The organism is Pseudoalteromonas sp. Z1A2 (assembly GCF_011378755.1).
Classification (GTDB): Bacteria; Pseudomonadota; Gammaproteobacteria; order Enterobacterales; family Alteromonadaceae; genus Pseudoalteromonas; species Pseudoalteromonas distincta.
Window position 1 is genome coordinate 1 of record NZ_WTKX01000039.1, and the last position, 25727, is coordinate 25727.

A 25727-nucleotide genomic window follows, 5' to 3' on the forward strand; every position below is an offset into this window, starting at 1 on the left:
CCGGCAGCCACACTTTTAGCAAGCAACGCAAAAAGCCCGCCAGTGCAAGGCGTATTAGGCGAGCGTTAACAATGTCCGCAATTGGCACTAAGCCGAACTTCGGCAAAGAGCGATAACCGACCATTCAGGTGAGTCGTCATTAACTTAGTAAGAATAAGTGAAAACCTCCCTCTTTTTTACATAGTAAAATAACCTTTCCTAAGCTTAATACTTATAGATGGCAATAACTTACACTATTTGCTATTAATAGAAACTCACACAATAAGGACGTTTTCGCGCTAAAAAAGGGAAAGTGTCCTCTGATAGAGTTGTTAGGTTGCATATGAGCACTGAGATTGAACCAATGTATGTTGATTGTGGCGAACATGGTAAGCGAGTTGCAGCCGTCGTCTGTTGCCATTTGTTGAAACCAGAAGGTGTACCAGTAGGCTTTATTGAAAACTCTAGCGAACCTAATGACCTTCAAGCGTGGTGTTCCAAATGTGAAGCCTTGTTTGATGAAGAAGATGGTATGACTGAGAAGTTTCGAGCCTTTAATAAAATGTCAGTTGTGTGTGCCAATTGTTATGAAACATCAGCTGATTATCACAGCGTCGAGGCTCAATAGTGTTTGTTGTAGACCAGCAACCTAACAAGCCAAGTCAGCGGGAATTTTACTCGCTGAAAAACGCTCTTAAAATCCCCTGCTTGGGGCGTTTCCACCGTCCGCTCATGGCACTCGACAACATAAAATGCTGATAATAATAAGTAAGGTATTTTACTGTGTCGGATGGCGCTTCGCTTATTCGACCTACACTGGCACAAAACTGCCCATCAAATAGGTATAATTTTTATACTGCAGTGGTATAAAACTTAAAGGGAAGTATATTGTCGTTGATAATGATCAAAATCTTTATGCTTACGATGCAAACAGAAAACACATGAATTTCATTGCGCCTCTTATTTGTAGTAGCCAATTAAATAGAATAATTATTAGAACATTATCAAAGTATTAATTTCACAAGTTACACTCCTTTGGTTATGCTAGTGAGCATTATAAAATTATATTGCGAAACCCTCTATGCTACCTCTACTTCGTATCTTGATAATTGAGCAAGACCCAGCCACTTTACAAGGGCTTTCAACGAACCTATCAAAGACCATTCCTAACTTTGAGCGAGACGATATTCATATCGATATTATTGAATGCCTCGAGCTTAAACACGCGCTGGAATGTGTAGAGGAAGATGGTGATATTCAAGCCGTAGTTCTAAGCTGGGATATGCACAATAAAGTGGGTGAGCGGATGTATAGCCGCTTTATTGAAGAGTTAAAGGCAATTCGTCTTGAGTTACCGGTTTATGTTATTGGCGACGACACTAAAGGGCTGGAAATCGTAAACGAGTCAGAAGAAATCGAATCATTCTTTTTTAAAGATGAAGTGATTTCTGACCCAGAAGCTATTTTAGGATATATGATCAACGATTTTGACGACCGCTCTGAAACGCCATTTTGGACGGCGTATCGTCGTTACGTTGGTGAAGCAAACGACTCTTGGCATACACCGGGTCATAGTGGGGGTTCTAGCTTTAGAAACTCACCTTACATCAAAGATTTTTATCAGTTTTACGGCCGCAATGTATTTGTTGGCGACCTGTCGGTTTCGGTAGACTCGCTAGGTTCATTATCAGACAGCACTAATACTATTGGTCGCGCCCAAGAATCAGCCGCGGCGACGTTTGAAGTTAAGCACACCTACTTTGTTACAAATGGTTCATCTACCTCAAATAAAATCATCTTGCAGACACTCCTGCGTAAGGGAGATAAAGTAATTGTCGACCGTAATTGCCATAAATCAGTACACTATGGCATCTTGCAATCAGCTAGTTACCCCATTTACTTGGCGAGTATTTTAAATCCAAAATATGGCATTTTCGCGCCACCATCGTTGGCCGACATCAAGTTAGCAATTGAAAACAATACTGATGCTAAATTATTAGTGCTTACCGGTTGTACTTACGATGGCCTACTTAGCGACCTGAAACAAGTGGTAGATTATGCTCATCAATATGGTATTAAGGTGTTTATAGATGAAGCCTGGTTTGCATACTCTTTGTTTCATCCTAGCTTTCGTCATTATTCTGCGATACATGCTGGGGCTGACTACATTACGCATTCGGCGCATAAAGTAGTATCGGCGTTTTCTCAAGCGTCTTATATTCATATTAACGATCCCGATTTTGATGCCGATTTCTTTCGAGAGATTTATAGTATCTACGCTAGTACATCGCCTAAATATCAGCTTATTGCATCGCTTGACGTGTGCCAAAAGCAATTAGAGATGGAAGGCTATAAGCTGCTCAATGCGCTGCTAAATCATGTTGAGGAGTTTAAACAACAGATGGCCTCGCTTAAGCAAATTAAAGTATTAGCTAAGCAAGACTTTATGGAAATATTCCCGCATTTTAGTGGTGATAATATGGGTCACGACCCATTAAAAATCCTTATTGATATTAGTGAGCTCCCTTACTCATTAAAAGATATTCATAAATATCTACTGGATGAAATTGGGCTAGAGATAGAAAAATACACACACAGCACCATTTTGGTTTTACTGACGCTTGGCGGCACGCGCTCAAAAATAATTCGTTTGTACAATGCATTGAAAAAGCTAGACAGCGGTAAAGTAAAACTATCGAAATCGACGCGTAGAGCTCGCTTACCTGAAAATTTACCAGCTATAGATTTGGCGTGTATTCCAAGCGATGCTTTTTATGGTGACCGCGAATCTGTGCCTATTAGCAAAAGTAACAACCGCATTTGTGCAGGTTTAGTTACTCCATACCCACCGGGCATACCGCTTTTAGTCCCAGGCCAGCATATCACTGATGATCATGTTGAATATTTGCAAGAGTTGGCAAGCCAAGGACTGACTATTCAAGGCAGTTTCGATGGTGAAATTTATGTTCTTAAGGGTAAGGTTAAAAAATAAAGGTATTGGTTTAATACTATCTCGAGCATTATTACTGGCGGTAGTATCGTAAGATATTGCCGCTGTAACATTGAAGGTTTGTGTGAGTTTGAAGATCAAACGGGCTAGATTTTTTGTTTCCTTTGGGCTGTGAGTTCAGCCACTCGACAACATAAAATGTTGATGATAATTGGCAAGGTATTTTACTGTGTCGGATGCCGCTTCGCTTATCCGTCCTACACTGGCACATACCAGTCTACATAACTAATCTAACTTGAATTATAAACATGAAAAAAGGCGGTAAAACCGCCTTTTTAATGAGATTTAATGTTTAACTATTATTACAGCTTGTAGCTTAAACCTAAGAATAAGCGTGGGCCGTAGTCATTAACTTCACCTAAGTTTCCTTCAACAAAGAAATCTTGTGATTTAGGTGCGCTGAACAAGTTAATTGCTTCTGCTTTAACTCTAAAGTGCTCATCAATTTTGTATGATGCGCGCATTTCCCATACGCCTACAGAATCAACATAACGAAGTCGAGTACCATTTGTAGTATATGGTTGGAAATACTCACTACGATATTTGTAAATAACGGCAGTATCAAACCCACCAATTTGGTAGTACAGCTGGCTGCTAAATACATGCTTTGAGAAGCCAGGTACTGAAGCCGACTCAACAATACCGTCAGTTAATTGTGTAGTATTACCGTCTACATCAGTAACAAACGTATCGCCGTATAAGCTATCTTGGAACTCAAAGTCAGTGTCTGCATAGTTGTAACCAAATTTCATACCGATGCCATTATCCCAGCGGTAAGAAAATGAAGCTTCTAGGCCTAGTATTTCACTGTCCTCGTCTGACGTAACAGAGTTGGTGATTGGTAGTGAAACTGTTTCACCGGCAACAGTAAAATCTTCAATTACTGTTTGTTGTTGAAAACCACCGTTGAACTGTTTGTAGTATAAGCTTAACGCTAAGATTGAATCTTCGTTAGGGTACCATTCAAACGCAGCGTCGTAGTTCCACGACATAAGCGGTTGAGTGTCCGGGTTACCAGAACCATTTACACCCACTAATAAATCGCTGATTGATGTTGCTGTACCTTCTGTATCTTCTTGGAATGTACGGCTATAGCCTAAATCAGATGGATCTGCGCGTGACATGCCACGGTATATGCCAGCTCGGAATAAAATATCTTCGCTGTAATCAATAACTAGGTTAAAGCTTGGTAAATACTTAGTGTAATCGCCACCACTTTTTATTTTATCCAGTGAACCGTTATCAGACTCAACTAGAGACAGTATACCTGTGTCACTTGTTACTACGTCAAAGCTATTTCTAAAGCCAATCGAAGTTACTTCTGTGTCTACAATACGAAGACCAAAGTTACCGCGAATGAATTTGCCAAACATTTCAGTATCGTAGTTAGCCGTTAAGTACACTGATGTTGTTTTTTCTGTTACATCAATTGTACCTGCATTTTCATATTCCACTTCTGGGTAAGCAAACACACCATCAGCGTTAGAACCCGCTACAGCTTGTGAGAAACATACGTTGTCGTATGTAGCCCATGATGAACCAGTACCGCTAGCTACAACGTTACCGTCGCTATCAATATTTGTTACGATATCGCCATCAGAGACACTCGATAAAAAGCCTGATTCAGGAAAATCGATTTGACAACCTTGTAATACGTCAAGCGCTTCAGTACCAGAGTCTAGTGTAAATTCGTTTCTTGAACCGTTACCTTGGCTACCACCATACTGTAGGAAGGTCATTTCAGATGTTCTAATACCACCTTGAATACTTGTAATAACGTTGCCATCTAGCGCATAGTCAAAATCTAGTCGCGCTGAGATAACTTCGTTTTCACGAACATTTTCACGGTCAAGTCGTGTTCTTAGGCTATCTGTAAAGTTTGAAATATCTGTTACGTCAAAATCTGTCAATGTGAAATGAGGAATTTCATCGCCCATATCCCAAGAAAAGAAATTGCGACCTGATGTTCTACCACGATTAGATATTTGAAGTTCTTCACGTTCAGTTTTTGAATACGCTAAATCTAAGTCAACAGTTAATCTATCGGTAACTGTATGTTCTATATTTATGCCGTAACCTTGGTAGTTTTCTTCACGAGAAAATTGCTCACCCGCTGATTCAATACGCTCTTCACCTTCCCAATGTAAAATACCGCCTACATCGTTAGTTACAAGAGTTGGACCGGTTACACCTGGTGTTGCACGTTTTTGTAAAAAGATTAAATCGTGGCGTGCTTCTTGTTGTGTTCTATCTGAAATTTGTGCATCAAAGTTAATATCCCAATCAGCTGACGGTTGGTATTGCAGTGCAAAAAATACTGCATCACGTTCATCAGATGTCTCGTTTTGACGAAAGCTTCGGCTACTGCCAGTCCAAGCATAAGGAGTCCCATCACTTACTGCTTTACCTGTTTCTGGATCGATTTCTGTATCGTAACCTTGGTTGCTACTGCCATTAACTTGGTCTTCACAGTCGCCTGCGCTGCTACGATAAAAACCTTCATTGGTATTAGTCGGATCGTTTAAACACGCCCATAATGAAGAACCTGATGGGCTAGAGCTTCTGTATTCAGCCTCTGGTTGACTAATTTCTTGGCGCTGCACACCAAAAGACACACCAACGGCTTGGCCGTTATCAAATTCAAACTGATCAACATAACTAAACGTGCCACGGTAACCCGCGTCACTTTGCAGCGAGTTATCTACATTACCTTCATCTGGGTTGTAATTTAATTTAACCTCAGCTGATACACGTTGTTTGCCAAAATCAAGTGGAGTTATAGTTTCAAGTGCAATAACACCTGCAACACCACCTTCAATCATTGAGGCATCTTGCGTTTTATATATCGCTACTTTTTTTACAAGTTCAGAAGGGAACTGCGAAAAGTTAACTGAGCGGTCACCACTACCATTAGTCGCTTCACGACCATTAATGTGTGTTGCACTTAAAAATGGACCAAGACCACGGATAGTGATTTCTGTAGCACCACCGTTTTCACGGTGAGATGCAGCACCTGTAATTGATTCTAGTGCTTCACCGATAGACAGTGCTGGTAAATCACCAATATCTTCAGATGACAGGCCATCAACTACTGTTGTTGCTTCACGTTTAATTGCTATTTGATCTTGTATCGTTCTACGTGTACCTGTAACACTAATTATTTCAACGTCTTCTTCAACTTCTGTCGCTTTTCCCTGATCTTCCTGTGCGCTTGCTGTAAATACGCAAGAACTTGCCATACCTGCGATGACCGCTATTCTTACCCATTTTGCAACTGGGCGCATTGCAAACTGCCCTGTTGTAGAATTATTGTTATCTCGTGACTTCAACGACATTTGAATTCTCCGCTGGTTGTTGTTGTGTGATTTTAGTGTGTTAGCTTGTTATGCTGATGTATATTTTATGTGACCTTTAACATTAATATACTTAAACCCAGCACGATGATCAACCAATTTGACGTTTTAATATTACCATAAGGTATACCAATTTTAACTTAACGGCATTACCAGTAGGTCAGGCAGGTTTTTTACTAGAATATAAATAGCTCTAAACTAGTCCATAAATGAGTTATGGAGGCTAAAAAAGCGTGGTGAAAAGTATAAATAATAAAAAAGCCCCAAATTTGGGGCTTTTAAAAGTTAACTGATTAATTGGTTATTTAATCGTTTTGTATTTTCCATGTAGATCCAACACCTACTTCAGATGATTGAATATAATGAAGACCTTTAGCACCCGCCTCTGCCTGAAGGCCTGCAGGGTCAGTTTCTAATAACGTACTTGCTGCTGTAACGTACTCAAGCACTTCTTTACCGTTAGTTGCTGGGTCTTGGTCAATTGCACCATCAGTATCGAATGCGCCATTACCATTTAGTTTTCTAATTTCAACCCAGTCACCGCTTGCATCGCCTGATACTCGACTATCCATATAACCAAAGTTATTACTTAGCACCGAACTATCATGATTAATTAAGTCACAGTCATATTCAAAAGCATGGTCACTTTCAAGTGTATTTGGGTAAAATAGGCCTTGAGTTGTGGCACTGCTGTTTATTGTATCTGCGTCTGTTTGATCGCCTAAACCGTTTGCAATTAAATTTCCATTAAAGTTTATAACAAACGCATTTTTGGTCAGCCCGTATAGTACCGGTGCATTCGCTGCGGTTAACTCATCGCAATCACTTGTTGGTGCTTTAGGGCCTATTTCCGTACTAAATACAATAGGTTGCTGTGAGTTCAAAACCGTATTGTTTGTTACATTTAGTGTAAAGTCGCCAGCGCTATCAAGTACAGCTTGGTTACCTGAGTTTGGCACACCGCCATCAGCTTGTGAAAATGGGTTAGCTGTAAATACAATACCGCCCGCTTCTTTATTACCAGAACGAATACCTGCAATGTAGTTGTTACTAACGGTGTGACCAAGTGGTGTGATCAATACCCCAGCAGGTCTGTCGCTTGAGCTTGCAATATCTGTAGTACGAATAATAATGTTGTCTGTAACACTATTAAATCCACCATCTTCTAATGAAATACCACCATTAGGATTTACGATTGTATTGCCTTTGATGGTTGCGCCAGAAGTTTGTACACGCATTAAACGACGACCCGTTACAAAGTTTTCTACGCGGTTATACTGAATAGTAAAGTTTGCGTTATCAGCTGCACCACTACCCGTTGTACTACCTGCATTGATTAAGTATAAACTTGATTGATCAAAGTTTGGATTATCACTGTCACTAAATAAATTATATTGAATAATGTGATCAGAGCTTGATGATGATATTTTTATCACAGACCCTTTTTCTGCTACATTTCGATTAGAGAATGTATTTCGCTCAACCAACGCACCTTGACCTTTTATCATCAGCCAATGGTATTCAGAGTTATTGAGTGTAGCTTCTTCTCCATCCATCGTGTTTTGCGAAAAAGTAAAGTTATCCCCTTCTGAGTAAATAACAGCACCTTCTTCGGTTTCACAAAATCCACCCGCTTTAGTATCTATATTCTTAAAGGTAAGCCCTGTTAACCCAGCGCCATCTACTCCAGCAGCTACATGCACACATACTTCACCACTAAGTACAGGAGTTTGACCTTCTACAGCGCGAAGCGTTACTGCACTGGTTAATAAAATTGCGTCCATATCAGCATAAACACCCGTGTTTAAGCCAATAACATCACCGTCAGCTAAACCGCCACTTATAGCACCAAGAAGTGCTTCAGGGTTACTAACTAATTGTGTGTAAACCAATGTATCAACTGAGTTTGTAACCTCACTCGCAAAGCCATCATTATCTGTATACGTGGCTTTTACTGACATTATTGAGCCAGCGTAATCAGAAGGCGTAAATGTTTTACTATTGCTCCCTGCTATTTCAACACCATCAGCAGACCAAGTATAAGTAACGTTAGCCTCTTCAACGCCGTTGTTATCAGTTATCTCAGCGGTTAACTCGCCATTTGTTAAATAAGGCACTACACCCATAATGGCTACGCTACCGGCTTCATCAACCGCAACAGCAGAAACAGCAATTGTTTCCTCTGATGTATTATCCTCGATAAACCCATTATCATCTGTATAAGCAACCTGAACACTTATCTTTTGACCTAAAAGTGATGCATCAACTGTAAAGGTGCTCTCTATTGCGCCATCTATCTCTTGTGCGTCAGCAAGCCATTGATAAGTAATATCTCCTGTCGCCCCATCGGTATCATTAATTTCTGCTGTTAAAGTATTTCCAACAGTTGGCGTGCCGCTAATTGTAACTTCGCCTTCTGAGTTTGTTCGTGCGACAACCTCTGTACCGGCTGAAGTTACAGACTCGTTAAACCCACGGCTATCTTCAAAAGATGCACTAACTGTAATAACTGTACCAAACTGTGCGTCTGTTAACGTGAGCGTTGAAAGTGCTTCATCAGCAATTTCTACGTCATCTGCAAACCATTTATAAGTTACTGTATCGCCATCAAAGCCATTGTCGTCAGCTACATTAGCAGTTAGTTGCGAACCAACTAGTGCGTCACCTGTAATAGTTAAACTTGCAGGAAATGCGATTGCGGCAACATCTGCGGTTGGTTCTGTAATATGCGATTCATTAATACCGCCATCATCGGTATAAAGCCCTTGAACTGTAATTGGTAACCCTATCTGATCGTCAGTCAATGTAAATGAAGCGCTATTTGCACCAGCAATTGCCTCACCATCTGCATACCAGTAGTAAGTCACGTCACCTGAGATACCATCAGGGTCACTAACTTCAGCTGTTAATGTTTGTCCGCTTGTAACAGTTCCACTAAGAGCAATAGAGCCCAAGTTGTTGTCATTGTTGTTTGAGTTTGTGTCACAACCAACGATTGCAGCTGCAATAGCGCATAGCGCAAAATGTTTGAATTTCATGGTGGCTCTATTCTCCAAATTTATAGTTTTAATATTTGGCCATCTATTGTGTGTGTTACCAAATAAATCATGTGTTTATTACCAAATTTATTTAAATTGCAAATAAATTGTTAACCAACTTGGTAATATAACCACAATAAAATAAGTTTTTCCACTATCCCCACCTAATTAAATAACAATAAACAAACACCAAGTTAACCTTGGGCTTTTATTTTTGGTTGAAAATTGAATTCAATTGTGAAAAATAACGTTGAAGATACATAGCGTTATAGTAAAAACTTAGTTTTATATAGGGTTTAGTAAGTAATATTATTAAATATATGTGAAGTATTCTTATTTGAAGACAATAAGAAAAGAAGTGAGTTTGTATAAAGAGGATGATTTACAAAGAGAATTAAAATTAAGGGTAAAACAAGGGGCAATTTTCTTACCCCTTTTTTTGAGTGCTGTTTTATAACATGGCGTTATTATAAAACTCTACAGGCTCATTTGAACCCAAAGCAACAGGCACACGCTGGTGCAAGCTAGTTGGCGCAATATCTAAAATTCGCGTTCCTCTAGAGGTTGCTTTACCACCTGCGTTTTCAACTAAAAGTGCTAACGGGTTTGCTTCATAAAGCAGTCTTATTTTTCCGTTATCGTTACCACTGCGTTTATCTTGTGGATACAAAAATAACCCGCCTCGGCATAAAATACGATGAACGTCGCCTACCATCGCTGCATTCCAACGCATTGAGCTTTTTTCAAAGCTTTCACAGGTGTATAGCAATTTATCAAAATACACTTGTGTTGGTTCGTCCCAGTAACGGTAGTTAGCCATATTAACGGCAAATTCACGACTTTGTTCTGGCACACTTAACTGCTTATTTGTCAGTAAGTAACCGCCATGTGTTGAGTCTAACGTATAACAACGCGTAGGACCGCCAGTACTCATTACAAGTAATGATGAAGGGCCGTATAACACATAGCCTGCACATACTTGATTTACACCGGGCTGACTAAATTGCTCGTCGCTATCAAAAGGAACATCATCACGGGCTAAGTAAATAGTAAATATAGTGCCTATTTGCCCATTAACATCAATATTAGAAGAGCCATCTAACGGGTCAAAAGCAACAATAAACTTACCTTCAGGGTGGCCACCTACCGCATGATCTTCTTCCTCTGATGCAACAGATCGTACACTGCTGTCGTCAAGTAGGATGTCTTTAAGTAGTTGGTTTGCGATTACATCAAGCTTTTTTTGAACTTCACCTTGAACGTTTTCATTCAAAGTTGAGCCTAAAACACCGGCTAATTCACCTTGGCTTACTCGAAAAGCAATTTCTTTACTGGTCGCTAAAATTGTGCGAATAAGTAAAATAAGATCGGTATCTACACCGTCTTCTTTCAATACTGTATTTAATCTTTTCATGCGCTATACCTGTTTACACAATTTAGATCGTCAAAGCATTGCTCTAGCCTTGCAACCATACTTTGCTCTGAATGACGCAACCATACACGAGGGTCATAGTATTTCTTGTTTGGCTTATCATCCCCTTCAGGGTTACCAATTTGCCCCTGTAGGTATGCTTGCTTGTCTTTGTAGTAATCTAAAATACCTGTCCAACACGCCCACTGCGTATCGGTATCAATATTCATCTTCACTACGCCATACGTTAAAGACTCTGCAATTTTACTGTACTCAGAACCACTACCACCATGAAAAACAAAGTTAATTGAGTTGCTTGGTAGATTAAATTTTTCTGATACGTAAGCTTGTGAATCTTTTAAAATAGTTGGCGTAAGAACAACGTTACCCGGTTTATATACACCATGAACATTGCCAAAAGAGGCTGCAATTATAAAGTTAGGGCTAATACGACTTAAGCGTTCGTAAGCAAATGCAACATCTTCAGGTTGAGTGTATAAAGCAGAACTATCTAAGTGTGAGTTATCAACACCGTCTTCTTCACCACCCGTGCAACCAAGCTCAATTTCAAGCGTCATACCTATTTTTGCCATACGCGTTAAGTAACGTTCACAAATTTCGATATTTTCTTCTAAAGGCTCTTCTGACAGATCAATCATATGTGAGCTAAACAATGGTTTGCCAGTCAGTTCAAAGTGTCTTTCACCTTCATCAAGCAAACCATCAATCCAAGGTAGTAGCTTTTTAGCTGCGTGATCAGTGTGAAGCATCACTGCTACTTCATAATGTGCTGCCACTGAATGTACATATCTTGCAGCACTTACCGCCCCAAGCACAGCTGATTGTTGCTCTGGTAAAGATAAGCTTTTACCACAAAAAAATTGTGCTCCACCATTAGAAAGCTGAATAATAACGGGCGAGTTTTTCTTTTTAGCAGCTTCTAGAGTCGCATTTATAGATGTTGTACTAACAACATTTACCGCTGGCAACGCATATTGATGTGTACGTGCATGCTCGTACACAGCACTTACTTCGTCGCCAACGATTACGCCTGGTAGTATTGTTGGGGCTAAATAATTCATTTATGAAATCCTTTCTATTTTAAAGCCTGGATACAAGAATCAGTAATTGCTTGCCAATTTTCTTGTTCAACCCATTCTTTTTTCGCTATCCAAGTACCGCCAACGGCGAATACATTATTTAAAGAAAGATAGTCCATTTTGTTACTTTCGCTAACGCCACCTGTAGGACAAAAGCTGACTGCTCTAAATACTGACGACACAGCTGACACAAAAGGAGCGCCACCAGCAAGCGATGCTGGGAATAATTTTTGCTCTTCAAAGCCATACTCAAGCGCCATTAAAATATCACCGGTGTTTGATACACCAGGAAGTACCGGCACATTACATTTAGCAAGTGCTTCAAGTAACGCAGGAGACACTGCTGGGGTTACAATAAAATCAGAACCCGCTTCAAGTGCTTGCTCCAAAATATCAGTATTGATGACTGTCCCTGCACCTACTTTTAGCTCAGGCACCTGTGCTTTAATAGCTTTTAATGCCTCTATTGATGCCTCTGTTCTTAGCACTACTTCAACTAAAGTAAGCCCAGCATTGGCCATAGCTTTCGCTATTTGAACACCTTGCTCTGGAGTATCTGCTTGAATTATAGGTAGCAGTGTTTGTCCTGCCATAAGTTCAGAAAAGCGAGTCATAACGTTGTTCCTTTATAAAAAGTAATGCGGCCGAGGTATGGCGGCCTTTAATGTTTGATTATTTTGTTATACCAATTGCATTAAATTAATGAGTTATTATAGCGACAAGAAAATAGCTCAATAACAAGGCTAAAATTATGATACATAGTTGTTCTATATAAATAATTTTTAACGTAGTTAGTGAGTTATTTAATACGCTAAGGTGATCATGTTTTTAATAAAATTGGTATCACATGCCAGCTTCAGCCATTGCTAGCTGAAATATATCTTTTGGAGCAATAGCACCTGGTTGCTGTATAACAGTCCCTGCCGCTTTTGCAGCAAGTTGCACGGCACTTGAAATTGATTTATCAGATAAACGTGCACCTAAGTAAACACCGTTAAAGGCATCGCCTGCTGATGTTGTATCTACAACGTTTTTGACCGGTACAATAGTGTGGCTTTGAAGCGTATCGCCCTCTTTTGTCACTACCGATTCAGGGCCATTTTTAACAACAATTTCTTCAATTTGGTAAGGCTTTAAATATTCAACAACTGCTTCTACGCTATGAACGCCATAAAGTGTTGTTAAATCTTCAACGCCTGGTAGGGTAATATCTGCAAACGTAAAGGCTAAATGATATTGCTCTTTAGTTTCCTCTACACTATTCCACAAACGTGCTCTATAGTTAGGATCAAAAACGATTTTAACCCCAGCATCTTTAAGCTGCTTTACAACTTTCCAAAAGTCTTCACGTGCACTTTCTTCAATTATTGCTAATGAAATTCCTGAAAAGAAAAACATATCACCTTGGCTAAGCTGCTCGAGTGCATCAGCATCTAAAAAATCAACAACCTTTTTAGCTGCAGAATCATTGCGCCAATAAATAAAGCTACGCTCACCATGCTCATCAGTTTCTATGTAGTACATACCAGGTACTTTGGTGTCGTGAGCAAATACAAGTTGCGTATTTATTTGTTCACTCTCAAAGCGTTCTAGCATTTTTTTACTTAAATTATCTTGACCTAAAGCCGTAACAACCGAAGTAGTAACCTGCGGGAAGCAACGTTTTAAATACACTGCAGAATTATAAACATCGCCTGCAAATGATTGGTGTAGTGTTGCCGCGCTCATAGCTCTAAGCTCGACCATGCATTCACCGATAAAGTAAATATTTTTCATCTTGGAAGTTACCCTATGTAGTTAACTGCTATGCACATATACAAAATATGTTGGCATAGCAGTTATTATCTAGATTATTGAGGCTTTTTAAGAGGTTCTATTTTTGGAATTAAAATCCAAACAGCTGCCATTGCAATGATGGCTAAAGAAGCACCAATTACAAATGCTGGTGTGTAGTTACCATCAGCAGTAAGAAAAGGTACTAGCGATGTAAGACCTACAGCACCAAGCTTTGCCGCCATACCAGAAAAACCTGATAATGTACCCACTGCTTTTTTACCTAACAAATCACTTGGTAGTGTTTGCACGTTACCAATTGCAGTTTGAAAACCAAATAAGATAACAGCCATAATTAGTACCGCTGTTGTTGGTCCGCCTGGATTTGCCATTGCAAGTAGCGCTGGTAACATAATTAAACAACCCAGCGTAATAGTAAGCTTACGTGTTTTATCTGTATTCCAACCTGCTTTGAGTCGATTTTGAGCCAATAAACCACCAAACCAAGCACCAAACATAGCGCCAACATAAGGTACCCAACCGTATATACCAATAGATTTAACATCCATACCGTATACTTCATTTAGGTAAATAGGGATCCAAAATACAAATAGCCACCAAATTGGGTCAATTGCGGCAGAGGCAATGATTACACCCCAGCTTTGCTTACGAGAAAGTAACTCAGCAGTTGTAGGGTTATATTCCTCTTCGTCTTCACCAGTTACATCACCGTTGTCATCAACACGTCTTTGACCCGTTAAGATATATTCACGTTCTTCGGCAGTCAGCCAAGGATGTGAGCTAGGCGGTGCTTTAACTAAAATTAACCATGGAACTAACCAAAGGAAACCTAATGCACCAACAAAAACAAACACCATTTGCCAGCTAAAGTAGATAGTTAAATAAGCAATTAAAGGAATAGCAATAATACCGCCAATAGCAGCGCCAGAGTTAAAAATACCCTGTGCTAAAGCACGTTCTTTAGTAGGGAACCATTCTGCGTTACCTTTAGCTGCACCAGGCCAGTTACCGGCTTCTGCTACACCTAAGATTGCGCGAAAAATACTAAGACTAAGTACACCTTGTGCAAATGCATGCGCAACGGTTGCAATAGACCAAACACCTATTGATAGCACAAAACCGAAGCGTGTGCCCACCCAGTCAAATATTTTACCAAAGATTGCCTGACCAAATGCATAAGCAAATACAAACACAATAGAAATATTAGCGTATATTTGTTTGCGTTCTAGCGCTGATTCATCAGGAAATAAATCTTCAACAATGTCCGGCCAAAGCACACTAAGTGCTTGGCGGTCGATATAGTTAATAATGGTAGCTAGCGCTATTAGCGCTATAACCCACCAACGTAAGCCTTTAAGTTGCATAATTAATCCTCAAGAAAGTCTTCACGCGCTGGGCTAAAAGTATCAATCAGGATTCCGCCTGTCGGGCAGGTAGCTCCATGATCAGCAAATGGTGGGATTAAGCAGCTATCACCCGGTTTTAAGATTTTAGTTACGCCATCAATGTTAAAGTGAAACTCACCTTCAACAACATACGTTACTTGAGAATGTCTGTGAGCATGGTTATAACCAATAGCCCCTTTCTCAAACCAAATTTTAACAGCCATTAGCTCTTCGTTATAACCTAGCATTTGACGTTTTAGACCATTTCCTAAGTCTTCTATTTCGGTCTCGTTACCAAATGAAAAGTTTGCGCTTTGCTTTTGCATCCTATTTACTCCTGATTATTGTTCATCATATAAACGCCTAATCGGCCATTTAAAGTGAACTCTTTATTTTGATAATTGAATGTGTTTTTAGCTGATGTTTGTGCTTTATTAATTGCCACTAAATATGAGTTGCCTTTAATATCAAGTTCAACAAGTGTTAAATCGCCCTGCTGACTATATTCAAGCTTTGTAACTCGACTAACAGCTTCTAGGGTATATTCTTTACTTGGGTTGTACTCACCATGTGGCTCTAATACAGATATAAACTTATGTTGCTTTTGACCCTCAACACGACGAATAAAACCATTTTCGTTGCGTAAATTAAAGTGAGGGTCATTTGCGCCTATTTGAGTAAACAAGAAAGACTCATAACCTTTAACCAAGCTCGTTTGCGTATAAAAACGACCATTTTCGTTTAGCCACGTTACTTTAGCTAAACCACTTTGAGGTTGCGCTTGAGCTTTAAGCCATAGATGCTGGTAGCCATTTTTAGTACCTAATGCAGACAGTTGTGTTGCATTCGCTTTTAGCTCAAAGCTGGTATCTATAAGCTGACCTTTATAATGCAAAGGCAAATCAAGCTGATGTGCTTTATTTGCTGCAACATCAAATATATCAAGTGCAACTGTGCTTTGTAGTTCAGGTAAGTTAATAAGTGCAAGCGTACGCTCAAGATCAACGCCTTTATAAGCTGTGCTTATTTCGCCGCTTGAAACCGTGCCGTATTCATTCGTTTCGAAAAAGTTAAGTGCAGGGTAATTACTATTTCCTACTTCAACATTTGCATTAAAATGCGTTGTTTCGTCAACCACTACCGTATTGTGCGCAACAGTGTGTTTAGCGTAAGTTTCGTTTTCAGGTAAATAACGACCGCCGTATTTAGCTTCTACATTTAAAAAACGTGCTGCGCCATAATCAGATACAATTTCATTTCCGTGGTCGTAAAACTGCCATGTTAATTTATCAAAATGACCATGGCCCAAACCTTGTGCAGCAGGTTTAAACAGTAGCGCTTGATCGCCACCTACCTGCGTTCTCATTACAACTAGAGCACCTTGTTTACCGTCATTACCATCACCGAAGGCAACGGATTTAAACGAATAAGGTTTTGCCATGTTGTTATCAAGTGCTTGAGCTACTTTTAGCCCATCACCAGAGAGAATTATTTGGTCTTGTTGCTTAGCAATATCTAAATAACCTGCATCGTTGGTTAAGCCATACGCTGCCGTTACCCCATTTACTAACTCAATGGTATCGATGCCTTTACTTTTTATTGCATCGTTAATTGGGAAGAACAAACCGTTGTAGCTAAGTTGAATCGTCGTATCAATCGCTTTTAATAATATGCCATCGCGATATTCAAAGATTTTTCGTTGTGGTTCGTTGTTTTCAATCGCTTTAGCAAACGTTACAAATGGTAATAGTGCAAAGCGTTGATAGTAAGGACCTTCGTTATAGTAACCTTGTGGTGAAAACAGCATCTCTAGCTGCTTAATAAAGCCACCCTTACCCGACTTTTCTAAATCGTATAATGATTTTTCTACCCACTCAGGTTCGCCTAATACATACCCTGCCATGCCAACACCCGCTGTTGCCCATGTTCCATGGTTATGTACTTTATTAAATGTAGACGGTTGGCCTACAGATGTGAACAACGAAACAGGACGGAGTAAGTCATTCTCGATTGTTTTAATATTATCGGCATTTAACGAGTCATAAATTAGATCATAAGCTTGTATTGTGTACACAAGCCACATTGCTTCATTTAGGCTTTGCCAAAAAAACTTACCTGGATTTTGCGAATCCATTTTACGTTTTGGATGCAGACCAAGCGTTGGGTATAATTTTGCATACTCAAGCAACATATCGCGTACATAGTTTGCGTATTTATCATCTTGGCTTAATTGATAAATAATGCCCGCGTTGTACATAAGTTGGTAATTCTTCTTATGGCGCTCATGTGTATAACCACCACCGCCATCTTTTGGAACGGGTACAGTGATAGGCTGTGCAATTTGTTCATCTACTTGCGCTTTTAGCGATTCAAACGCTGTAGCAAACTTTGTGCTACCGTTGCTACTTATTGCTTGGCGCATTTGCTTAACATCATCAGTAGTAATCACTAAGTTTGGGTGCGCTGCATGCGCCCCCAGTGATGTAAGTAATGTAATTGCAGCTACAGCAGCTATTTTAAAACGTGTTTGGCATTTTAATAAGTACATAGTATTTACCCTGCCTTATTTAAAATGTTGTTATTTTTTAATACTGCCGTGTGTGGGCCTTTAACTCTTAACTCTTTAACATTTGGTGCTTTAGTTGCATCAAATGTATTGCCTGAGATTTCAGTTTTAGGCTCGCCTACTGTGTGCTCTACAACAATAGGAGCAGATTTAACAAATTTATTATCTTTAATATTAGTAACCTGAACACCGTGAACATAAATGCTCGCTTGCTCTTTGTTACGCTTACCAAGGCCAACGTTATTAAGCGTGTTATTTGTCATTTCAAAATGAGGACCAAATGTGCTTTCATCAGTGCCACCACGGTAAAGCTTAAGTACACCGCCTTCTACATCATTAAATGTATTATTATTGACAATAACGTATTCCGCGTTATAAACACCTAAGTCTTCAATTTCAGTATTTAGACGTAAAATGTCACCTGTTACTGTATTAAAGGTATTACCTGTAACAATAATTTCGTCAGCCATTGCACCTTTACCAGTGATAAAGAAATGGAATGAATGATTAATATCTAAAGCATTTAACTCTGAGTTGATCATTACAAAGCGGTAATTATCAACCATACCCCATTTTTGCGTTCGAACAATGCTGTTACCTATTGCATCTGGCGCGTTTTCACCTGAAATTGATAAACCATCTAGTTTTAAGCTGCCGCCATCATGTATTTCAAACAAGGTAGAGCGTTGAAAAGTAAGTTTAGCCTTTGCGCTCTGCTTTGCTTTAATTGTCAACGTTTTATCAATTTTAACCAGTTTAGACACATCATACTGGCCAGGCGCTAGTTCTAGAACATCGCCCGACTCTGCATTATCAATAGCATCTAGTAATGCACTTACATCAGCTTTAACAGAATGTGTCTTACCAGAATCAAAATCAACTAAAGCAGGTACTTTTGCATACCAACTAACACCGGTATCTTCTTTTTTAAGTACTTTTAAATCGCGCTTTGCACCTACATTTAAACTTTTAGATGTTGGGTAAAGTAGACCATTACTTGCTTTTTCCAGCGTGATTTTATCTTTTTTTACACCGTACGTTAGCTCAGAAAGCACTTTTGTATCTGCAATGTTGTTACTTAATACTAACCCACTTACATCGTCGAATGTTGTAAATGGCTGTTCACCATTTTGGTTTATGATTAAGTTGTTTTTCATTACGCTATTTTTTGGGGCTGCGCTACGCTCAGCATCGCTACCTGCAGCAAGTTGAATATGACGCACATTTATAAATGTGTTGTTTTCAATCGTCGCATTTTCTACTTGGTGATAACGATTAATAGATGAATTTGGTACGCCGTTCATCACAGTAAAACCACTGCCAAAACGATAGCCTGTTAGGCCTTGTAGATAGTTATTTCTTACAATTTGATCTTTATTGATAACGCGGATACCACCTGTGTGATCAACACCATTACCAATGAAGATATTTTCTTCTATAAGATTGCCATTACCATGGCGCAGCGTTAATGTACCGCGCGCTTCATAAAATACGTTATTACGAAGGATGTTTTTACCTGATTTAACCGAAACAATTTCGACTTCACCATTGGTACGTTCAAAGTAATTATTTTCAACCAATGTATGCGAATCAGTTAGTGAGTAATGGCTTGTGCCAATACGCAGGGTTTCACCACCGTTAGAACCAAAAGTAGGACGGTAGCCAAAATAGTTGTTATCTATACGATGATAGTTTTCCTGGCTTGCTTTAGTGTTTAAACGAACAGCAACTGTCACACCTTTATTTCGTTTGCCAACTAAATGACTATGATCAAAGCGGTTATGTTGTCCATATAAGGCAACCCAATAATCAGACTCTCGTTTGTCTGGATTACTGTAATTATCGATTACTGTTTGAGTAACTCGTGAATTGTAGGCTAATTCATTTTTATTTTTACGAAATTCTATTACAGCTGAGCTCGGTGTGTAGCCGTCTTTAAATACTAAACCAGAAGCTTCAAGGTATTTACCTGCAAGTCTTAGGTTAGATTGACCTGATAGAATTACTTTTCCGTTAGTTTCAGCGGTTAATATAATAGGAGAGTTTTTTGTACCTTGGCCTTCAAGTAAAATTTCGAAGTCAGACCAAGTACCATTTTTAAGTACTACTTTGTCGCCAGCAACTAGATTAGCTGCGATATCATTAAAAGCTTGTTTATTTTCTATAAAATAATCTTTGGCCGCTACTTGTGTGGATATGCAACCGATGAGAACTAGACTAAGCTTTATTGTATTAATCAAACGCATAGTTAACTCTTTTTCGTTGTGACTGAAAGTAGTGCTTCATCAGAATTAAAAAAAGCTGACATTGCACAAAGACTTTAGTCAATTGGTGTCATGTGTGTTAAAGCGCCTTAAGTTAAAGCTCAAAGCGCTCAATAAGGTCGAGAAGTATTACTTTTCTAACTTTTTGAAGTAATCAAAAATTTCAGGAACGTTACCTTGACCCATACCAGCGTCAAACGCTGCTTGTAGGTTAGCTGATGAACCTTCAGCGATTTTTGATTCAGTACCTAGGTCTTCTACCATTTGTAGGAAGTAGCCTAAATCTTTGTTTGCATTAGCAATCGAGAAACCCAGGTCGCTAACATTATCAACTGCATAGTTTTTACAAAATTGCATAAACGGTGAGTTAGATGGGCCAGTCGACATAATGTCGAAAAGTTGTTGACGGTCAACACCAGCAAGCTCTGCCACTGCAAATGCTTGTGACATAGCACATACTGTCGTCATGCCCATGAAGTTATTGATAAGCTTAGTTGTATGACCTGCACCTAGCTCGCCAAGATGGAAAACGTTTTCACCTTGATCTTCCAGTACTGGTTTAACTTTATTGAATGTATCAATATCGCCTGCAGCCATAATGTTTAAAAGACCGTCTTTAGCATGTGCTGGTGTACGACCTAGTGGCGCGTCGATCATGCCTGCGCCTTTAGCTGCTAAATCAGCACCAATTTTTTTAGTAGATGATGGGATAGAAGTACCAAAATCAACTAATACTGCACCTTCTTTAATACCCGCTAGGATACCGTCTTCTGCGTAAACAATTTTTTCTACAACGGCAGACGTTGTAAGACAAAACATAACAATATCTGAACCTTCAGCTAGCTCTTTTGCAGTGCTTGCTGTTTTTGCGCCTCTAGCAACACATGCTGCAACCGCATCTTTGCTAAGGTCCATAACAATTAGCTCATAGCCTTTGTTTTGTAAATTTTCGGCCATGTTGCCGCCCATTAAGCCTAAGCCGATGAAACCGATGATTGGTTTTGACATGAATAACTCCTAAATATGTGGCGCATACTTTTATAAGAACAAGTAAAATTTACTCTATAAATACGCTGTGTCTTTTGTTTCAATTTGTAGAGTAACTTTAAGCCTGAGTTATTTATAAATTAACCTGTGCAAAACGTAACTCTGATTAATTACCAATACATTGTATTCACTCAAACCAAGTAACTTACCAATTGGTATGCAAAAACTGTATTACCATACGACTTTTTTGTCAACCAATAAGTTAACCAAGCAAACGCCATATTTTTACAAATTACACAATAATAAATTTAATAATCTATAAAAACAGATGGTTACATAGCAATGGCACAATTAAGCAAAGGTTAACTTTTGTTGAACAATCAGTAACTTTTTTTATACTAATAGGTTGACCAATAATTGAGTGCTGGTTATTGAAATATCCAAAATTTAATAAAATGATTCATTAATTGGTAATTTATAAAGGTCGAACTCAAACTGTTTTAAGCCTACTCTCATATTAAGGTTGTGATTTATATATAATGCCTACATGTATGGCTAATACATATAACCCCCCTAAAACGCGCTTAATAATAGCGCTTAGTTAAAAATACCCTTAACTTTGAATAAATAACTAAAGGAACTAAAAATGCGTTTATTACATACTATGCTTCGTGTAGCCGATTTGGATAAATCAATTGCTTTTTATACTGAAATATTAGGTATGAAAGAATTACGCAGAGCTGATAACAGTGAATACAGATACACTCTTGCCTTTGTTGGATATGGCGACGAAGCAGATAACACAGTATTAGAGCTAACTTATAACTGGGACGAGGATAGCTACGACCTAGGTAATGGATATGGTCATATTGCTATTGAGTTTGATGATATTTACAAAGCATGTGCAGATATTAAAGCTGCTGGTGGCAATGTAAGCCGTGAACCAGGGCCTGTAAAAGGCGGTACTACTGAAATTGCTTTTGTAAAAGACCCAGATGGCTATGCAATTGAGTTAATTCAGAAAAAAGAAGACATGAGTAAATTTTAAATTACTTAATAACTAATTCAAGTTATAACAATTTGCTTAATGCCAATCTGCTTATATATGGGGTCTATTTAGCGTTAAGAAAATTACGCTAGAACTAGGCAAAAATTTTTGTATCTAGTTGTTCTAAATAAAAATTTTTAACGACGTTATAGTGCAATTTAATTCGTTAGATTGATCAAAGATTTATGCTGGTTGGTATAACTATGGAGAGGTTTAATTTTATTTATTGTTCAAATGGTTATGCAGATTGGTATTAAATAAAAGGTGCTTTGCAGCACCTTTTTTTAACGCAACTGACTATCTTTACTACCACGCCTATTAAACGATTTAGCGCTGGCACCATTACCTTCTATTGCGGCTTGGCATGCAACACAGTAGCGAACTCCTGGTAGCGCGAGCCTTCGTGCTTGTGGGATTTTTTCATCGCACTCGTCACATAGCTCAGCACTTGCACCAGATATTAAATTGCTTCTTGCATACTGTACGGCGTCGTTAACACTTGCATCAATTTGATCTTGAATTGCACCGTCTCGTGCCCACCCACTTGCCATAAATCCTCCTAATAAAGTTGGATGTTTAAATTTATGCTACCAAATTGAATCTTTATAAGTACTGAATAATAAAGCTAGGAATGGGGTGTTATTTGAAGGTTTAAACTACAAAATTATATTTTATATCTAAAAAAAGACGCTGTAGTTGTTCCTTGTAATCTACTTTCAAAAAGATCAACACTCTAAAATCAGGCAAAAAAAAGCAGCTAAAAAAGCTGCTTTGTAATTCTAATTATTTAAATGTTAAAGACTGTAGTCAACAACCTTCATACCTAATTTTTCAAGCTCTGGGCGAAGTGTTTTAGCATCACCCACTACTAAATAAATCATATCTTTAGTGTTTAAGTGTTTTTTAGCTAAGGCGTTAACTTCTTCTTTGCTAATATTGCTAACAATCTCATTTCTTTCTTTTACAAAGCTAGGTTTTAAATCGAACTCTAATATTTGTGCTAAAAAGCCAAGTTTTGCATTAGGCGTTTCGTATTTAAGCGCATCTTTTTGATTGATAGCTTTACGCATAAACATAAGCTCTTCATCAGTGACACCGTTTTGAGCATAGTTATTAAGCTCATTAGTAAACTCTGTAATAGACGCTGCAGTAGAGTCGGCTCTCACCGCTGCAGAAGCTGTAAAGCCGCCTGATGTTTTATCACCCCAAAAACGAGAGCGAGCACCGTAAGTGTAGCCTTTATCTTCTCGTAAATTTAGATTGATACGGCTGTTAAACGTGCCACCAAATGCAAAGTTCATTAAGTTAGCTTTAAAAAACTCACCAGTAATGTCTTCAACCATATCGCGTTTACCAATACGAATTTCTGATTGAGGGGCACCTGGTTTATCTACAAGATAAATGACATTAGTTTCTACTTTAGGTTCACTGAAATCAACCGCTACTGGGCTCGATTTACCTTGCCAGTTTGCAAGTGTAGCTTTAACCTTTGGCTCAATTTTTGACTCTTTTAAATCAGAAACAATAATGACTTGCGCGCCCTGTGGTTTAAAGTTTGCGTTATAAAAAGCTTTAACGTCATCTAATGTAATAGCCTCAATACTATTAAGCGTTCCAGTACTTGGAAGTGCAGCTATATTGTCGCCATATAGTAATTTGCTGTATGTATTAGATGCTAAATACCCTGCATCCTTCATTGAATGTTGAATATTTTGAATGATTTGCTTTTTATTACGCTCAAAGTCATCGGCATTAAATGCTGGTTTAAATAATTTCTCTTCAACAAGCTTTAGCGTTGCATCTACATTTTTGGTTAAGCTAGAAACATACACATTTGTATGTGTTTTATCTGAGTAGATACTTACCTGGCTACCCAGTTTTTCAAGCGCGTTACTCATTTGCTCTGTAGTGTAGTTTTGCGTTGACTCGCTCATTAACGATGCAGTCATTGACGATAAACCCACTTTACTAGCTTGCTCATTATACAAGCCACCCGGAACTTTAATGAAAATAGCGGTGGTTGGCGTTTCTGTACTTTGCGTACCTAATATTTTAATACCGTTTTCGGTCTTAGTTTGCCAAAGAGAAGGAACATCAACAGCAGGATTTGCGCCGGCTATAGGGTGAACACTTCGATCAAATGTATCAACAGCTCTTCGTGCCACTAAATCATCAGCTGAAGTTGTAGATGGACCTCCAAAATCATGCGCTTTAGGCGTAAAGTTGTCTGGGGCAGCTATAAGTTGAGTTTGACCTTCTGGAACAACACTCATAATAACGGCAGATTTACCTTTGATATATTGATTAAAAACACGCATAACATCAGCTTTTGTAACTTTGTTATAACGTGAAATCTCATCTTTAGCTGAGTTTGGGTTACCTGTAAACGTTTCAGATGCGGCTAGTTGAGAGACTTTTCCTGATACGCTTTGCAGACCAAAAATTGCACCCGACTCTATTTTAGCTTTTACTTTATCTAAATCATCTTGTGTAACGCCACGCTCTTCAAATTCAACAAATGAATCACGAATGATTTTTTCCATATCAGCTAACGTTTTCCCTGCTGTAGGATTTGGTAAAGCATAAAGGCTAATTGAACACGCTAACTCTTGGCATGGATGATTTGCACTTGCTTGAACAGCAAGTTGAGTTTTAACTAGGTTTTTGTATAGTAGTGAATTATTACCTCCACCTAATATTTCAGCAAGTATATCAAGAGGTGCTTCATCTTCAGAGCGAGCGTAAGTCGTTGGGAAACTCATACTTAATAAAGGTAAGTGAACCTTATCTTCCATTGAAATATATCTATCGGCATTTAGTGTTACCGCTGTTTTTTCAACTTTAGGTATTTCAGGACCTTTTGGGATTGGTGCAAAGTATTTAGTAACTAATGGCAGTATTTCATTAGCGCTGATGTCACCACCAATGGTAAGCGTTGCATTATTTGGTCCGTACCATTTTAAAAAGAATGCTTTTAAATCATTTACATTTACGCGATTTAAATCGTCCATAAAACCAATTACAGGCCATGAATATGGATGGCCGTCTGGATACATCGCTTGAGCAACACGTTCACCTAAACGACCATAAGGGCGATTATCAACACGTTGGCCGCGCTCGTTTTTTACTGTTTCGCGTTGTACTTCAAATTTTTCTTGGGTTACAGCATCGAGTAAAAAGCCCATTCGATCAGCTTCTAGCCACAACATTTTTTCTAATTGATTTACTGGTACTGTTTCAAAATAGTTTGTTCTATCTGAGTTAGTTGTACCATTTAAAGTACCGCCTGCTTCAGATATTATTTTAAAATGTTCCTCATCAGCAACATTTTCTGAACCTTGAAACATCATATGCTCAAAAAAGTGAGCAAAGCCTGACTTACCCAACTCTTCGCGAGCAGAACCAACGTGGTATGTTACATCAACGTGTACTAAGGGATCTGAATGATCCTCATGCACAATTACAGTTAAACCGTTATCTAGTTTATATTTTTTATACGGTATGTTGATTTCACCTGCATTAGATTTCACTGATTCAATAAGTGTAACGCCAGGAATTGATGTTTCTGTAACAATATTTTTATCAACAGCTTGAGTTGAGCTATTACATGCAGCCAACCCTGATGCAAGTAAAACAGCAAGTGCAATTTTTGTGAGTTTCATTTTTTAGTCCATATTTAAATTAACTCAATGAGTTTAAAGACTGTAAGCGTCCGAGCAACGACACCTAGCAGAGTGGATTTAATTAATAGAAAATATCGTCAGTTTCTACTGGAGGTATTATGCAAAAAAG

At 38.7% G+C, this 25727-nt stretch carries 16 protein-coding genes; 3 read left to right on the plus strand and 13 right to left on the minus strand.

Annotation, left to right across the window (positions count from 1 at the left end; all coding sequences use genetic code 11):
- Nucleotides 1-292: 292 nt before the first annotated feature.
- Both GQR47_RS18855 and GQR47_RS18860 read left to right on the plus strand, forming a co-directional pair.
- Nucleotides 293-607, plus strand: a complete 315-nt coding sequence (locus GQR47_RS18855; protein ID WP_346776152.1) for a hypothetical protein — start codon at nucleotides 293-295, stop codon at nucleotides 605-607.
- Between the two features lie 453 nt (nucleotides 608-1060).
- Entirely contained in the window at nucleotides 1061-2971 is a 1911-nt protein-coding gene (locus GQR47_RS18860; RefSeq protein WP_024594845.1) for an aminotransferase class V-fold PLP-dependent enzyme, read from the plus strand.
- 320 nt (nucleotides 2972-3291) lie between these two features.
- Here the strand turns inward: GQR47_RS18860 and GQR47_RS18865 are convergent, their stop codons facing one another.
- From GQR47_RS18865 to GQR47_RS18915, 11 genes are all read right to left on the minus strand, one after another.
- Nucleotides 3292-6324, minus strand: coding sequence for a TonB-dependent receptor (locus GQR47_RS18865; RefSeq protein WP_024594846.1), 3033 nt, complete (start codon nucleotides 6322-6324; stop codon nucleotides 3292-3294).
- A 323-nt stretch (nucleotides 6325-6647) separates the two neighbouring features.
- A complete protein-coding gene (locus GQR47_RS18870) occupies nucleotides 6648-9380 on the minus strand; it encodes a poly(beta-D-mannuronate) lyase (protein WP_165724341.1) in 2733 nt (910 codons plus the stop codon).
- 451 nt (nucleotides 9381-9831) lie between these two features.
- Nucleotides 9832-10794 carry a class 1 fructose-bisphosphatase gene (locus GQR47_RS18875; protein ID WP_002962277.1) on the minus strand — a complete coding sequence of 321 codons (963 nt, stop codon included), beginning with the start codon at nucleotides 10792-10794 and terminating at the stop codon, nucleotides 9832-9834.
- Nucleotides 10791-11873, minus strand: coding sequence for a class II fructose-bisphosphate aldolase (fbaA, locus tag GQR47_RS18880; protein WP_024595189.1), 1083 nt, complete (start codon nucleotides 11871-11873; stop codon nucleotides 10791-10793). Before fbaA ends, GQR47_RS18875 begins: the two co-directional genes overlap by 4 nt.
- A gap of 14 nt (nucleotides 11874-11887) precedes the next feature.
- Nucleotides 11888-12505, minus strand: coding sequence for a bifunctional 4-hydroxy-2-oxoglutarate aldolase/2-dehydro-3-deoxy-phosphogluconate aldolase (gene eda, locus GQR47_RS18885; RefSeq protein WP_002962275.1), 618 nt, complete (start codon nucleotides 12503-12505; stop codon nucleotides 11888-11890).
- A gap of 229 nt (nucleotides 12506-12734) precedes the next feature.
- Nucleotides 12735-13667 (minus strand): sugar kinase, encoded by a 933-nt coding sequence (locus GQR47_RS18890; protein ID WP_024596888.1) that lies wholly within the window; start codon nucleotides 13665-13667, stop codon nucleotides 12735-12737.
- A gap of 74 nt (nucleotides 13668-13741) precedes the next feature.
- Nucleotides 13742-15049, minus strand: coding sequence for an MFS transporter (locus GQR47_RS18895; protein WP_002962964.1), 1308 nt, complete (start codon nucleotides 15047-15049; stop codon nucleotides 13742-13744).
- A gap of 2 nt (nucleotides 15050-15051) precedes the next feature.
- Nucleotides 15052-15396 (minus strand): cupin domain-containing protein, encoded by a 345-nt coding sequence (locus GQR47_RS18900; protein ID WP_002962963.1) that lies wholly within the window; start codon nucleotides 15394-15396, stop codon nucleotides 15052-15054.
- Between the two features lie 5 nt (nucleotides 15397-15401).
- On the minus strand, nucleotides 15402-17618 hold the full coding sequence (locus GQR47_RS18905) for a heparinase II/III family protein (RefSeq protein ID WP_024596887.1): 2217 nt from the start codon (nucleotides 17616-17618) through the stop codon (nucleotides 15402-15404).
- A gap of 5 nt (nucleotides 17619-17623) precedes the next feature.
- Nucleotides 17624-19882 (minus strand): polysaccharide lyase 6 family protein, encoded by a 2259-nt coding sequence (locus GQR47_RS18910; RefSeq protein ID WP_165724343.1) that lies wholly within the window; start codon nucleotides 19880-19882, stop codon nucleotides 17624-17626.
- A gap of 147 nt (nucleotides 19883-20029) precedes the next feature.
- Nucleotides 20030-20908: an NAD(P)-dependent oxidoreductase gene (locus GQR47_RS18915; RefSeq protein WP_024594783.1), complete on the minus strand. Its 879-nt coding sequence runs from the start codon at nucleotides 20906-20908 to the stop codon at nucleotides 20030-20032.
- Nucleotides 20909-21533: 625 nt separating this feature from the next.
- On the opposite strand from GQR47_RS18915, the gene gloA reads away from it, so the two are divergent.
- Nucleotides 21534-21935: a lactoylglutathione lyase gene (gene gloA, locus GQR47_RS18920; protein WP_024594782.1), complete on the plus strand. Its 402-nt coding sequence runs from the start codon at nucleotides 21534-21536 to the stop codon at nucleotides 21933-21935.
- A gap of 284 nt (nucleotides 21936-22219) precedes the next feature.
- Here the strand turns inward: gloA and GQR47_RS18925 are convergent, their stop codons facing one another.
- Together GQR47_RS18925 and GQR47_RS18930 are read right to left on the minus strand one after the other, a co-directional pair.
- Nucleotides 22220-22486, minus strand: a complete 267-nt coding sequence (locus GQR47_RS18925) for a DksA/TraR family C4-type zinc finger protein (protein ID WP_002962957.1) — start codon at nucleotides 22484-22486, stop codon at nucleotides 22220-22222.
- 243 nt (nucleotides 22487-22729) lie between these two features.
- The gene (locus tag GQR47_RS18930) at nucleotides 22730-25597 is read right to left on the minus strand and encodes a pitrilysin family protein (RefSeq protein ID WP_165724345.1); all 2868 of its coding nucleotides are present in this window, start codon (nucleotides 25595-25597) and stop codon (nucleotides 22730-22732) included.
- Nucleotides 25598-25727: the final 130 nt, after the last annotated feature.